This is a genomic window from Acidimicrobiales bacterium (assembly GCA_041394245.1).
Lineage (GTDB): Bacteria > Actinomycetota > Acidimicrobiia > Acidimicrobiales > Aldehydirespiratoraceae > JAJRXC01.
Window position 1 is genome coordinate 2010966 of record JAWKIR010000002.1, and the last position, 14744, is coordinate 2025709.

Annotated in this window: 8 protein-coding genes; 3 read left to right on the forward strand and 5 right to left on the reverse strand. The window is 69.5% G+C overall.

Features of this window, described 5'->3' with window-relative positions:
- The first annotated feature begins 28 nt into the window (after positions 1-28).
- Complete coding sequence (glgB, locus tag R2707_10120) at positions 29-1900, forward strand: 1,4-alpha-glucan branching protein GlgB (GenBank protein ID MEZ5245441.1); 1872 nt, start codon at positions 29-31, stop codon at positions 1898-1900.
- Here glgB and R2707_10125 read toward each other — a convergent pair.
- The gene (locus tag R2707_10125) at positions 1892-3781 is read right to left on the reverse strand and encodes a 4-alpha-glucanotransferase (GenBank protein ID MEZ5245442.1); all 1890 of its coding nucleotides are present in this window, start codon (positions 3779-3781) and stop codon (positions 1892-1894) included. The genes glgB and R2707_10125 overlap by 9 nt on opposite strands.
- Before the next feature lie 122 nt (positions 3782-3903).
- Here R2707_10125 and glgC point away from each other — a divergent pair, with 122 nt between their 5' ends.
- A complete protein-coding gene (gene glgC, locus R2707_10130; protein MEZ5245443.1) occupies positions 3904-5154 on the forward strand; it encodes a glucose-1-phosphate adenylyltransferase in 1251 nt (416 codons plus the stop codon).
- 7 nt (positions 5155-5161) lie between these two features.
- On the opposite strand, the gene R2707_10135 is transcribed toward glgC, so the two are convergent.
- The 4 genes from R2707_10135 to R2707_10150 all read right to left on the reverse strand — a co-directional run bounded on the left by R2707_10135 (position 5162) and on the right by R2707_10150 (position 14342).
- Positions 5162-6538, reverse strand: coding sequence for a glycogen/starch synthase (locus R2707_10135; protein MEZ5245444.1), 1377 nt, complete (start codon positions 6536-6538; stop codon positions 5162-5164).
- Complete coding sequence (gene glgX, locus R2707_10140) at positions 6538-8646, reverse strand: glycogen debranching protein GlgX (GenBank protein ID MEZ5245445.1); 2109 nt, start codon at positions 8644-8646, stop codon at positions 6538-6540. The genes R2707_10135 and glgX overlap by 1 nt, the downstream gene beginning before the upstream one ends.
- A complete protein-coding gene (gene glgP, locus R2707_10145; protein MEZ5245446.1) occupies positions 8643-10628 on the reverse strand; it encodes an alpha-glucan family phosphorylase in 1986 nt (661 codons plus the stop codon). Before glgP ends, glgX begins: the two co-directional genes overlap by 4 nt.
- A 93-nt stretch (positions 10629-10721) precedes the next feature.
- Positions 10722-14342 carry an RHS repeat-associated core domain-containing protein gene (locus R2707_10150; GenBank protein MEZ5245447.1) on the reverse strand — a complete coding sequence of 1207 codons (3621 nt, stop codon included), beginning with the start codon at positions 14340-14342 and terminating at the stop codon, positions 10722-10724.
- Positions 14343-14454: 112 nt separating this feature from the next.
- Between R2707_10150 and R2707_10155 the strand changes: the two genes are divergently transcribed.
- The gene (locus R2707_10155) at positions 14455-14733 is read left to right on the forward strand and encodes a hypothetical protein (GenBank protein MEZ5245448.1); all 279 of its coding nucleotides are present in this window, start codon (positions 14455-14457) and stop codon (positions 14731-14733) included.
- Positions 14734-14744 lie beyond the last annotated feature (11 nt).

Genomic DNA, 14744 nt, shown 5'->3' on the forward strand with positions numbered 1-14744 from the left:
CGGCCACCGAGCGACCCGCCCGAACACGATGAACGCCGGGACGGGCCGGCCCTTCACCGCCGATGATGCATGGGCCTGGAACGGGGGTACCCACGTGTCGGCCTACGACGTCCTCGGCGCGCATGCGCACGCCACCGAAGGCCTGACCACGTTTCGCGTGTGGGCGCCCAACGCCAGCCGCGTGCAGCTAATCGGCGACATGAACAGCTGGACCCCCGGACCCGACGACGACCTCGATCCCGACCCGTCGGGTGTCTGGCGCGCCAACCTCCCGGCAACTCCCGGCCAGCGCTACAAGTACCGGATCCACACCCCCGGCGGCGCCGTCCTCGAGAAGGCCGATCCGTTCGGCTTCGCCCAGGAGGAGCCGCCCGACACCGCGTCGGTGATCGCCGACCTCTCCTTCGCGTGGAGCGATGACGACTGGATGGGTTCACGTGCCTCCCGGATCGCCACCGACGCCCCCGTCTCGATCTACGAGGTCCACCTCGGCTCGTGGCGCTACGAACCCGGCGGCTACCGGGCCCTGGCCGACCAGCTGGTCGACTATGTCACCGAGGCAGGATTCACCCATGTGGAACTGCTCCCGGTCACCGAGCACCCGTTCTACGGGTCGTGGGGCTACCAGACCACCGGCTACTTCGCCGCCACCGCCCGCTACGGGTCGCCCACCGACTTCATGGCGCTGGTCGACACCCTGCACGGCGCCGGGATCGGGGTCGTGCTCGACTGGGTGCCGTCGCACTTCCCCGACGACGCCCACGGGCTCGCCACCTTCGACGGCACCCACCTCTTCGAACACGCCGATCCCCGCCTGGGCCACCACCCCGACTGGGACAGCTGCATCTTCAATTACGGCCGGGCCGAGGTCCGGAGCTTCCTGCTGTCGAGCGCCCATTTCTGGTGCGACGTGTACCACGTCGACGCGCTGCGGGTCGATGCCGTCGCATCGATGCTGTACCTCGACTACTCGAGGGCCGACGGCGAGTGGATCCCGAACAAGCACGGCGGCAACGAGAACCTCGAGGCCGTCGCGTTCCTCCAGGATCTCAACACCACCCTCTACGCCCGCCACCCCGACATCGCGACGATCGCCGAGGAGTCGACCGCCTGGCCCGGAGTGACCAACCCGGTCGACGCCGGTGGTCTCGGCTTCGGTTACAAGTGGGACATGGGCTGGATGCACGACACCCTCCAGTTCGTGCGCCGCGACCCCGCCCACCGGCGTCATCATCACGGCGAGCTCACGTTCCGCTCCGCGTACGCGACCTCGGAGAACTATGTGTTGCCGCTGTCGCACGACGAAGTGGTCCACGGCAAGGGCTCGCTGCTCGCGACCATGCCGGGCGACGAATGGCAGCGCTTCGCCAACCTGCGGCTGCTCTATGGCTATCAGTGGGCAACGCCCGGCAAGAAGCTGCTCTTCATGGGCGACGAGTTCGCGCAGCCCGGCGAATGGCACCACGAGGCCGAGCTCGATTGGGCGCTGCTGGCGACGCCGGCCCACCGGCAGATCGCCGACCTCGTCACCGCCCTGAACCGGCTCTACCGCGAGCATCCGGCGTTGCACGTGGGCGACTGTCGCGACGACGGCTTCCGGTGGATCATCGGCGATGACGACACCAACAGCGTCTACGCCTTCCTGCGGGAGGCACCGAATGCCTCCCCGATCCTCGTGGTGGCCAACTTCACGCCCGTCCCCCGCACCGGCTATCGCATCGGTGTCCCGGTCGCCGGCCACTGGCGTCCGCTCCTCGAGTCCGACGACTCCCGTTTCGGCGGCAGCGGCACGACCAACGGCGAAGTCGCGGCTGCACCCGTTGCCGCCCACGGCTTCGATCAGTCGATCGAGATCGTCGCCGGTCCCCTGGGAATCAGCTTCTTCATCCCGTCAGGCTGAGTCACCGCGGCTCCGGCGGGCCGCGTCGATCGCTGCGAGCAGCCGGGCCACATCGGGGTCGGCCAGGGCATCGTCGTAGCGGCGCCGCATCGGTCGCTGCCAGTTCGGGTGGGCCGTCGACGAGGTACCGGGCACGTTGACCGGTCGCGGCTCGAGCCACAGGTCCTCGAGCCACAGCAGCACGAGCGGACTGGGCGACGAACCCAGCGCGACGATCACCCGTTCGAGCAGATCGGCGGGCTCGTCGACACTGCCGCCGAGCTCGGCGACGAGCTCGGCGGTCACCCCGGCGCGATGGGCCCGTGCGGCCGGCGCGTCGGCGGCGGCGAGGAGACCCAGGTCCACCCGCAGGTCGATGTCGTCGCCCGCCAACCAGCCGGCGAAGCTCGGTGTGTCGTGGGTACCGATGAACGCCACCTCGTCGGCCGCGACATCGCCGACCGCCCGTCCCCCACCGACCGAGAACTGGGTCAGGCGCATCCCGTTGATCCCGTGGCGGCCGAGCGCCGCGTCGAGCTCCGGCGGGACCGTCCCGAGGTTCTCACCGATCACCTCGCACGCCCGGAGGTGCGACTCGAGGCAGAGGACGGCGAAGAGTTCCTCCATCGGATACGAGACATAGGTGCCCTGGTCGAGGGCCATGCCCTCGGGGATCCAGTAGAGGCGGCGCAGCGCCATGATGTGGTCGATCCGCAACAGCCCGGCCAACGAGGCTTGATGAGCGATCGCGGCCCGGAAGTACCGGTGGCCCTCGGCGGCCGACGCCTCGGGGAGCATCGGGTGGAAACCCCAGTTCTGGCCACTCGGAAATCCGGCGTCCGGTGTCGCGCCGACCGCCATCGTGTCGGCGAACAGGTGGGGCCGCGACCAGACGTCGTAGCCCTCGGGATGGACCCCGACCGCAAGATCGAGCCCCAGGCGCACGCCGGTGGCGTCGAGATCCCGGCGGAGCCGATCCAGCTGATCGCGCACCGCCAGTTGTGCGGCGAGATGGAACCGCTCCACCGCCGGATCGACGAGAGCGTCGCCGAGCCGACCGTTGCGGGCGGTTGCCGGCCACGTCCGCCAGTCGCGACCGAGTCGATGCTGCGCGCCGCGGAAGCGGGCGTAGCGAGCCAGCTCCGCGTCGATCGACGCCGCGTCGACCACGTCTGCGTCGAGCAGAACGTCGGCGAGTGCGCGGTCCACCTCGGCGGCTGCCGTGGCGACGTCGATGCGGTCCACGGGAGCCCCCGATCCGGGCCCGACGTCGAGCACCAGCTCGCTCCAGAACAGGCGACTGACCGGCGAGTAGGGGCTCGGCTCGATCGGCGGGTCGTTGAAGGTCGGCAGGATCGGCAGGACGGTGACGACGCTCCCGCCCGCGGCGGCAACCGACCCTGCGAGGGACCGCAGATCGGAGAGGTCGCCGACCGAACGGCTGCGGCCCGACCGCAGCGCCCCGAGGTGAACCGCCACACCCCACCGCGCCGAGTCGGCCGCCGGTGACCTCCACGCGAGGGTCGGCGCAGCGATCACCGTCGACCGCACCACGTCGCCGCCCATCTCCACCTCGAGCTCGTGCACCCCGAAGGGCACGACCGCCACGCCGCTGCCGTCGTCGTAGGTCCGGAGCGGTCGCTCGTCCATGCCGGCCGTGCCCTCGACCCGCAGGACCGCGGCGGGCGTCAGCGAATCCCTCCCGCTGCGGAGATCAATGCGTCCGTCCCATGCCACCCGAACCGCCGGCGCGACACGACGCGTCGCCGTGTGTGTCCGCAACGCTGCGTCGGCATCGCGTGACCGCTCGATCTCGGCGCCGAGCGCGGCGCAGACGCGCACCAGGGTCTCGGCGCCGACCTCGACATCGTTTCCCAGCCCGTCGCGGAAGGAGGTCGCCACTCCCAGAGTCGTCGCCAGCTCTCGCAGGGAGGGGTCAGGGCGATCTTCGACCGTGTGCGTCTGCGGCACGTTCATTCTCCGGTTGGTCCCCGCGGCGGCTCGCCATGGTGCACTCTTGGTTCATGGCTGAGGATTCGATTCGTCCACGAGTACTGAGCATGGTCCTGGCCGGCGGCGAAGGGAAGCGCCTCGCACCGCTGACCCTCGACCGGGCCAAGCCGGCAGTCCCCTTCGGGGGTCACTACCGGCTCATCGACTTCCCGCTCTCCAACCTGGCCAACGGCGGCTACCGCAAGATCGTCGTCCTCACGCAGTACAAGAGCCACAGCCTCGATGTCCACGTCTCGAGAACGTGGCGCCTGAGCTCGATGCTCGGCAACTACGTGACCTCGATCCCGGCCCAGATGCGCCAGGGTCCCCACTGGTTCCTCGGCTCCGCCGATGCCATGTACCAGAACCTGAATCTGATCGACGACGAACGGCCCGACTTCGTGTTCGTGTTCGGCGCCGACCACATCTATCGCATCGACCCGCGCCAGATGCTCGACCATCACATCGACTCCGGGGCCGGGGTGACCGTGTCGGCCATCCGCGTGCGCCGCGAGGAGTCGGACCAGTTCGGGGTCATCGAAACCGGCGAGGGATCCAAGATCAGCTCGTTCCTCGAGAAGCCGTCGGCCGACGAGGTCACCGGCCTCGCCGACAACCCCGACGAGGTGCTGGCGTCGATGGGCAACTACGTGTTCAGCGCTGATGCACTCGTCGAGCTGCTCCACGAGAACCACGAGACCGCGGGTACCCGCCACGACGTCGGCGGTGACCTGATTCCGATGATGGTGAGCCGGGGCGAGGCCCACGTCTACGACTTCACCCACAACCGGGTGCCGGGCCAACTCGACCGACCGCACTACTGGCGCGATGTCGGAACCATCGACAGCTACTTCGCCGCCCACATGGACCTGATCGACGACTTCCCCGCGTTCGACCTCTACAACGCCGACTGGCCGATCTACAACCTCGGACGCACGCTGCCGCCGGCCAAGATCGTCAACGACGGCGTCCACGGTTCCTCGACCGTCCAACGGTCGCTGCTCTCCAACGGCGCCGTCGTCGCCGGTGCCGTCGTCACCAACTCGGTGCTGTCGCCGGGCGTGCGGGTGGAAGGCGGTGCCGTCGTGGAGAACGCGGTGCTGCTCGACGACGTGGTGGTCGGTGCCGGCGCACAGGTCAGCAACGCGGTGCTCGACAAGAACGTGATCGTGCCACCGGGGGCCCGGATCGGTGTCGCACACGGGGAAGCCGCCGCCTACACGGTGTCGGAGGGCGGCGTGGTGGTCGTGCCCAAGGGCACTCGGGTCGCCGAACGCTCGTGACGACCGGTCACCGGCTCACCAACTCCCGGTAGAGCGCGATGTGTTCGGCCGCCGGTCCGTCCCATGACCAGTCGGCGTTCATCCCGCGACCCTGGATAGCGGTGCGCCGACCCGCGTGGCGCACGGCCCTGACCCCGCGATGGAGGGCATCGACCAGGCCGGCGGAGTCGACCGACGTGGTGAAGCCATTGCCCCCCGACCGGTCGTCGTCGGCATCGGTCACGGTGTCGCACAGTCCGCCGACGCGGGTGACGACCGGGATCGAGCCGTAGGCCATGGCCTGCATCTGCGCGAGCCCGCAGGGCTCGAACCGGCTGGGCATCACGAACAGGTCACTGCCGGCGAAGAGCTGGTGAGCGAGCGGCTCGTCGTAGCCCTCGAAGAACCAGACGTGTTCCGGGTCGGCGTCGGCGAGCGCACGCAGGGCCGTTGCCAGGCCGACATCACCCGCACCGAGCACGGCGATCCGCAGCTGCATGCCCGGCAGGAATCGGGCGGCGTCGACGAGGAGGTCGACCCCCTTCTGATCGACGAGACGGGTGACCATCGCGGCGATGGGGGGTTTCGGGTCGTGCCAGCCGGCCCGTTCGACGAGTCCGAGCCGACACTTGTCGCGCCCGCTGCGGTCGTCGGCCCGATAGGTGGCGGCGATGTGGCGGTCGTGGGCCGGATCCCATATCGCGGTGTCGATCCCGTTGCGGATCCCGACGAGGCGATCGCCGAGAGCGGTGAGGCGATCGTCGAGCCCCATGCCACCTTCGGGGGTGACGATCTCGCGGGCGTATGTCGGGCTCACGGCCACCACCCGATCGACCAGCTCGATCGCGCCGGCCAGCGGGTTGGTCCCACCGAACCAGGCGAACCGATGGGCCTCGACCGTCAGCTTGTCGAGCCACGACCGATCGGCCGTGCCCTGATAGCCGAGCGTGTGGATGGTGAGCACCGTCGGTGGGCGGTCGGGCAACATCCCCGCTGCAGCCGCCGTGTGCCAGTCGTTGAGGTGGAGCACGTCGGGTCGCTCGCGCGCCGCGAGCGCGGCGACCGCGGCGGAGAACGCCATGAAACGGGCGTCGTTGTCGGGCCAGCCCTCGCCGGTGGCGTCGACGTAGGGGTGATCGCGGTCGATCCCCGGCACGTGCACCACCGTGAGGTCACCGGCGACGGCGTGTCGGCCGCGGCGAACCCTCGACTCGCCGACCCACCACGGCATCTCGACATCGATGTCGGTCTGGTCGGCGAGTTCGATGCCGCCGTAGTCGGGCAGCACCACCTGCACCTCGATGCCGGCGGCCCGCAGGGCTGTCACCAGGCCGGCGGCAGCCTCGGCGAGACCGCCGACGCGGACGACCGGGGTGAGTTCGGCGGTCGCGAACAAGACCTTCATCACTCGTCCTTGCCGGGGAGTCGGCGCAGGAGCACGGTGGCCCACGCGTCGACCTCCCACCGGTCGTTGCTCGCCACCGCGGCGCCGCGGTCGGGGTTGCTCGACGAGTCGAGCTCGATCTCCCATTCACTGCCACCCAGGCCGTCGGGGATCACGAAGGTCATCGGCTCACCGTATGCGTTGAACAGGACGAGGAAGCTGTCGTCGACGATGCGCTCGCCCTTGGGCCCGGGCGACGTGATGGCCTCACCGTTGAGGAACACGGCGAGGGAACTCGCGTAACCCACCGCCCAGTCGTCGTCGGTCATCTCGGTTCCATCGGGGGCGTACCACCCCATGTCTCGCACGTCGGCGCCCCGGATCGCCCGTCCCTCGAACCATCGACGGCGCCGAAAGATCGGGTGGGCGGCGCGCAGCGAGATGACCCGCCGGGCAAAGGCCAGGAACTCGTTGTCGACATCGGCCCAGTCGTACCAGCCGACCTCGTTGTCCTGGGCGTAGCCGTTGTTGTTGCCGCCCTGGGTCCGCCCGATCTCGTCGCCGCCCGACACCATCGGGACGCCCTGGGACAGCATGAGGGTCACGAACATCGAACGCCGCCGGGTCTGGCGAACCCGCTCGACCACCGGATCGTCGGTGGGCCCTTCGTGGCCGGAGTTCCACGACCGGTTGTGGGACTCGCCGTCGCGATTGTCCTCGCCGTTGGCCTCGTTGTGCTTGTGGTCGTAGGCGACCAGATCGGCCAGGGTGAACCCGTCGTGGGCGGTGATGAAGTTGATGCTGGCCGAGGGACGGCGACCCGACCAGGCGTAGAGGTCGGAGCTGCCGGTGAAGCGCGTGGCGAAGTCGGCGAGGGTCTCGTCGGCGCCGCGCCAGTAGTCGCGCACGCCGTCGCGGTACTTGCCGTTCCATTCCGACCACAGGGGCGGGAAGTTGCCCACCTGATACCCGCCGGCGCCGACGTCCCACGGCTCGGCGATCAGCTTCACGCCGTTGATCACCGAATCCTGGTGGATCAGATCGAAGAACGACGACAGTCGGTCGACCTCGTGGAGCCCTCGGGCCAGTGCGGCGGCGAGATCGAAGCGGAAGCCGTCGACGTGCATGTCGAGGATCCAGTAGCGCAGGCTGTCCATCATCAGCTGGAGCGACTGCGAATGACGCATGTCGAGGCTGTTGCCGGTACCCGAGAAGTCGACATAGAGCCGCGGGTTGTCGGGGTCGAGCCGGTAGTAGGCGCGATTGTCGAAGCCCTTGAGCGAGAGCGACGGGCCGAGATGGTTGCCTTCGGCGGTGTGGTTGTAGACGACGTCGAGGATCACTTCGATCCCCGCCCGATGGAACTTCTTCACCATCGTCTTGAATTCCTGGACCTGGCCACCACCGTCGCCCACCGACGAGTAGGGCCCGTGCGGCGCCAGGAACGCGAGCGTGTTGTAGCCCCAGTAGTTGGTGAGCCCCCGCTGCGCCACGCTGTGCTCGGTGATGAAGTGGTGCACCGGCATGAGTTCGACCGCAGTCACCCCGAGCGAGGTGAGATGGTCGAGAACGGGTTCGGTGACCATGCCCGCGTAGGTCCCGCGCAACTCCGGTGGCACATCGGGATGGGTGATCGACATGCCGCGCACGTGGGTCTCGTAGATGACCGTGTCGTGCAGCGCGATGTCGAGAAGGGTGTCGCCCTCCCAGTCGAAGGTCGGATCGATGACCACGGCCTTCGGCATGAACGGGGCGCTGTCGCGAGGGTCGGCCTCGTCGAGGCGGTCGGCCCGATGCCCGTAGACCTCCGGGCCCCAACGAATCGGCCCCTCGACGGCCTTCGCGTAGGGGTCGACCAGCAGCTTCGCCGGGTTGCACCGCACGCCGGTGGCGGGATCCCACGGCCCGTGGACCCGGTAGCCGTAGCGCTGACCGACACCGAGCCCGGGGAGGTAGCCGTGGTGCACGAAGCTGGTGACCTCGGGCAGCGTGTGGCGCTCCTCGTTGCCGGCCTCGTCGAAGCAGCACAGCTCGATGCGTTCGGCCACCTCGGAATACACCGCGAAGTTGACCCCACCGTCGTCGATCGTGGCACCGAGCGGGTACATGGACCCCGGCCAGAGGCTCACCGGCCGCGGCTGGCGGCGAGCGCGGGGCCGTAGAGGTCGGTGCAGTAGTCGGTGACCATCCGCGCCGCGGTGACGCGGGGCCCGAGGCTGCGCCAGTTGTCGCGGACCCGTTCGATCCATGCCGGCGAGAGACCGCCGGCGGGGCCGTAGAACTCGGGCACCACCGCGTCGGCCAGGAGCGCCAGTGCAGCGGCGGACTCCTCTCGGTCGCGGATCGCTGGATCGGTCGCGTCGCTGCTGGGGATCGTCCATCCGTTGCGGCCGTCGGCCATCTCGGCCCACCAGCCGTCGCTGATCGAGAGGTTGAGTCCACCGTTGAGTGCCGACTTCTCGCCGCTCGTCCCCGATGCCTCGTGGGGGCGAACGGGGTTGTTGAGCCACACGTCGCAGCCCGCATACATGGCCTGGGCGACGGCGATGTCGTAGTCGGGCAGGAACAGGAACCGGCCGTGGGCCTCGGGGGTCTCACCGAACGCGACCACCTCGGCCAGCAATGCCTTGCCGGGCTCGTCGGCCGGGTGGGCCTTGCCGGCGAAGAGGAACTGCACCGGACGGTCGTCGTCGGCCAGCAACGTGGTGAGCGCCTCGGGATGCTGCAGCAGGAGGGTGGCCCGCTTGTAGGTCGCGAAGCGACGGGCGAACCCGATGATCAGGGCGTCGGGGTCGATCGTGGCCGACGTGCGGCTCGCCACGAGATCCGCCAGGTCGACACCACCGGCGCGACGATGGGCCCGCACGGTGTCGTCGTCGATGGCCGACACCTTCTGCCAGGCGGCGGGGTCGCCCTCGGCCCAGCCGGTGCCCAGGATCTCGTCGAACGTCTCCTGGAGTCGGGGGGCGACCCAGGTGCGGGCGTGCACCCCGTTGGTGACGGAACCGATCTCGGTGCCGCCGGGCACGCCGGCGAAGAGTTCGCGGCTCACCTCACCGTGGAGCTTCGACACACCATTGGCCACACCGGCGGCCCTGAGGCACAGGGCCGCCATGTTGAATGCGGCCGGGTCGTCGCCGTCGTCGTGACCGAGCGCGAGCACATCGGCCACGGGGACCCCCCACTCCGCCGCCCACGGCTCGAGGTACTCGGTCGCCATGGCGATGTCGAAGCGGTCGATCCCGGCGGGCACCGGCGTGTGGGTGGTGAACACCAGGCGGGGCCGAACGGTCTCGATCGCGTCGGCGAGTGTGGCCCCGGCCGCGATCTCGGCGTCGAGCAGATCGAGGATGAGGAACCCGGCGTGACCCTCGTTGAGGTGTCGTACCGGTGCGTCCCAGCCGAGGGCCTCGATGGCGCGGCTGCCACCGACGCCGAGCACGAGCTCCTGCTCGATCCGGTGACGGCGATCGCCGCTGTAGAGCCGATCGGTGATGGAACGGTCGGCCTTCGCGTTGGTGTCGACATCGGTGTCGAGCAGCACCAAGGCGATGCGGCCGACGTCCATCCGCCAGATCCGGGCCGTGACCGTGCGGCGTCCCATGGGGATGTCGACCGTCGCACCGGTGTCGACACAGCCGAACTCGGTGGGATCGTAGGTGGCGAACCGCTCGCGCTGACGACCGTCGACCAGGTCCTGACGGAAGAACCCGCCTCGGTAGAACAGGCCCACGGCGCAGAGCGACACACCCAGGTCGCTGGCGGCCTTGAGATGGTCACCGGCGAGAATGCCGAGCCCGCCCGAGTACTGGGGCGCCACGTCGGTGATACCGAACTCCGGCGAGAAGTACGCGACCTCGGGGGCAGCGGGGATGGCATCGGCGAGCGCCCGTACCGTAGCCGTGTGGTCGATCACATCGGCGACGAACGTCTCGTCGTCGAGCAGTGCCGTCAGCTGGGCCGCCTGGAGATCGGCGACCAGCGACGCCGGATGGCGGGTCACGTCGAACCCGGGGAGTCGCTCGAAGACGGATCTGATCTCCGCCGACCACGTCCAGCGGTGGTTGGCTGCGAGGAGCGAGAGAGACTCGCTCAGGCCGTGGGTGTCCAAGGCGTACTCCGTTGCTGATTCGACGAAGCCCGCAGGATACCCGCGCCGTTCATGGCCGCCCCGGTGGCGACACCAACTCGTCAGCGCGGGCACTCAGTCCCAGAGCGACGACGACTCCTCGTGGTTCGGCGTGTAGCCCGGGTCGGGCGTGTAGTCGATGTCCGGGGAGTAGTCCTCCCACCGCTTGCCCTGCGCGTGCTGCAGCTCGCCGCTCTCGAAGTAGGTGTCGTAGTCGCCGAACTCCGAGGTTCCGGCACAGGAGCTGAGCACGTCCTCCACGACCGACTGGCACTGGTTCCACGGCGTGTAGGCGCCCAGATCGACCCCGAACTTCACGCCGTTCGGCGCGGTGTTGGGCGTCGCCAACCTCGCGTTGACACACTCCTCGTCGACGTTCTCGATCTTCTCGCAGGTGGAGTCCTTGCGCTTCTCGGAGTAGCCGGATTGATCGGTGACCGCCGTCTCGGCCCCTCCCTTCACCGGATGCGGACCGAGGCCCGCCTCGACCGAGTCGGTCTTGATCCACTCGTGCTTCAATCCGAGCTTTCCCTGCCAACCGATCTCCGACAGCGACTCGCAGCGCCAGACATCGGCACCCGTCGGATCCCAGCGATTCACCGGGTCGTTGTCGGCGTAGCAGTAGAGGTTGGGCGTGCCCCCGCCGAGGAAGATCTTCGGATCGGTGCTGAGCCATCGCCCGGTCGCCGGGTCGTACTCGCGAGCGCCGAGGTGCACGAGGCCGGTGAACGGATCGACGAGCCCACCGATGAACCCGAACGGCTGGAAACCGGGCGCTGTGTCGGCCACGATCCGCCCCCACACGTCGTAGTCGAGGCGCTGCACGATCGCGCCCGAGTCGGCGTCGACGACGAGGCGGGGCGAGCCCACGTGATCAGACACCACGAGGTATCGGTGGTCGCCGCGGAGGAGGGCGTCCGGCGGGCCGTAGGTGCGCCGCCGGAGGAACACCGTGATCGGCCGCCCGTCGCCGTCCACCTCGGCGAGCGGATACGCCCCGGCGTGGAGGAATCGCTGCACCGGCTCGCCGTCGATCGCCGTCGCGATCCGCCGCCCGAAACCGTCGCGGTGATGACGCACCGTGCGCCCGTCGGCGAGCTGCACTCCCACGAGTCGCCCGAGTTGGTCGAAGGTGAATCGCGTCTCCCCTCCGGGCTCGGTGCGGGCCTCCAGCTCCCCGTCGAGGTTGTGGCGATCGCGCGCGTCGCCGTGGGCGACGAGCCGGTCGCGAGAATCGAACTCGGCGGCCACCTCGCCGTCGCGCCCGCTCGTCAGGACGCGGTTGCCGTTCTCGTCGTAGTCGAATCGCGTGGTGCCGAGGTCGCTGTGGGTGTGACCGACCAGGTTGCCGACCACGTCGTACTCGAACTGCTGCTCGATGGCCTCGCCCTCGATGCGTTCGACGCTCGACACGACCCGTCCCGCCGCGTCGTAGACGAAGGACGCGGCGAAGAGCTCGCGATCTCCGATCGTGACCCATCGGTTCGAGACTCGACCGTCGGCCCCGCGCTCGACGATCTCCGTGCAGTTCCCGAGCCGTCGACGAGCGATCTCGCCGCGGTCGTCACGCTCGAGAACGAGCGGTCCGATGCCGGTCAACCAGCCGTCGCGATCGTATGTGTGGGTCACCGGCTCGGTACCGGTGATCGAGGTGGCGACGATCTGCTGGTTTGCGTCGTAGGTGTGGGAGAACCCGCCGTTGACGACCCCCTTCGCTTCCACCGACACCGGGAGATGGCCGTCCCACCCGAACCGGTGGGAGTCGCCGAGCGGGGTCGACGTCTCGATCAGACGCCCCGCCTCGGGTTCGTACGTGAAGCCGAACGACCCGTCGGCGCCGGTGTCGTCGATCAGCCGCATCTCGGTGTTGCGACCGCCGAGGTCCCAGCGCAGCTCCACCGACCGTCCGTCGGCACGGTCGATCCGGGTGACGTTGCCGTCGTCGTCGTAGGAGTAGCGCAGGACTCCCGTGGCCCCGTCGACCTCGGGAAACGTCATGGACGCGAGCAGCCCCGGTGCGGCGTAGCCGAACGAGGTCAGCGGCCGCCCAGGGGGTTGGACACCGATGACATCGTCTGTGGCGTCGTAGGAGATCCGCACCGTGGCGCCGTCGGCGAAGGTCTGCGCGACGAGTCGACCATCGGCGTCGTGTTCGAGCCGGGTGGTCTCTCCGAGTCCGGTGCGAAGTTCGGTGGGCAAACCGGCGGGATCGAAGGTGGCCGTCGTCTGCACCGCCCCCACCGCGGTCTGCGACGGCCGTCCGGCATCGTCGAAGCTGATGCTGCGCAGCAAGGTGTCGCCGACGCCGGCAGCCACGACGCGGCCGATGTCGTCCAGCCCCAGCCAGGCGGCCCGCCCCTCAGGGGTCTCGGTCGTGATGCGGCGGCCCGTCGGATCGATCCTTGTCGTGCGGGTCCGACCATTGGTGACGCGCGTCTCGGTGAGCACCTTCGTCTCGGGGTCGACCTCGATCCACAGTTCGTCGAGCGTCGTGATCCCGCCCGGCGTCGTCACCGTCGTCACCGTCGGCGACGCGGCGGTACCGCGGCCACGACGCGTGAGCCGCGTGCCGTCGGGGCGGCTGATGGCGAGCTCGTCGCCCTGTCGGTCCGCCGTCAGCGGGACGGTGTTGCCGCAGCAGTCGTTCTCGCGGTGGGACCCGCCCTCCTCGAGTCGATCGCTGCTCCACTGTGCCTCGCGACCCGAGCGCGAGGTCTGCACGATGGCGGTGCGGACGCCGTCCACCCGGCGGCTCAGCTCGAAACTCGGTCCGGCAGGTCGGGAGATCGACGCGACGCGGCCGCCATCGTCGTAGGAGACACTCGTGTGTCGAGACTCGGCGTCGCGCCAGCCGACGACCCGGTCGTCGGTGACCTCGAAGACCGCGCTCGATCCGGCCGCGGTGGTCATCCCCGATGCCCAGCCGTCGGCATCGACCGCAACGGAGAGCAGGCCCCGGGTCGGGCTGGAGATGGTGAACGTCGATCCGGCGCGTTCGATCCGCAACCCTCGCCCGACGCGGTCGGTCGCCGTGGCCAATCGCCCGTCGGCGTCGTAGGTGAACTGCCATGCGACCGTTCCCGTCACGGCATCGACAACCCGGCGATGGCCCTCCGGCCCGAAGACCGACCAGAACCGGCCGGCCTGACGCGGACAGAGGAGCTCTTCGGCCGTGGACTCGACCGGGGCATCGGGCCCGCCCTCGATCCGGTTGACCCTTTGCGTTCGACCGCCGCCCCCCGGAGTCACCCGGCCGGTCTCCGGGTCGAGGATGTCGTGCACCGACAGCGTCCATCCCCCCAGGCCGATCGTCCGCGGGTCGACCCGCCCGAGGCGCACGCGCCGACGAGCGACGGGGGTGTCGTCCGCCGCCGAGCGCCGGGCCTCGAGCACCGCGACACGGCCGCCGGGAACGGCGTCGCCCTGCGCGTCGCGGCCATCCCACTCGAACTGGTAGACGCTCGTCGCACCATCGACGGTCTCGGTCAGATGGCGCCCGGCGATGTCGACCGAGACATCCCATCTCTCGATCGGTTCCGCACCCGATGGCACGGACAGCGGCAGTCGAGCGCGATACGACGCGCGGCGGGCCGGGCCCCGATCGCTGCGGTAGTGCAGCGAGAGCCCCGAGCCGGGAAGCGGGACGGCCAAGGTGAGCGCCTGGTTGCGCACCTCCACACGGTCATCGATCCGCACGGCTGAACTCCTTCGGTCGTCTCTTCATCGCAGCGTTGCGACAGACTCGCACAGGCGAGTGGTGCAGGGTCAGTTGACGCCCGTTCGCGCGGCTCGGCCTAGTGTGACGCCCGTGGGCCTCCTGGCAATTCTTCGAGATCTCCTGAGCATGAGTGGCGCGCCCAATTCTCCGTGGCTCCCCGGCGCCGGCGCCGGAAGCGCGGGCCCCGGCTTCGGCGGTGGTGGCCCCGGTGGTCCTCCGATCACGGAGGACGAGCTTCCGCCCGACACCGACGACACCGACGACAACGACGACCCGGACGAGCCGGGTGGCGACGCCCCGGACGACGACGACACCGACGACGAGGAAGAGTCCGACGACGAAGAAGAAGACGAGGACTGCGACAAGTGAGCGGGCGCAAG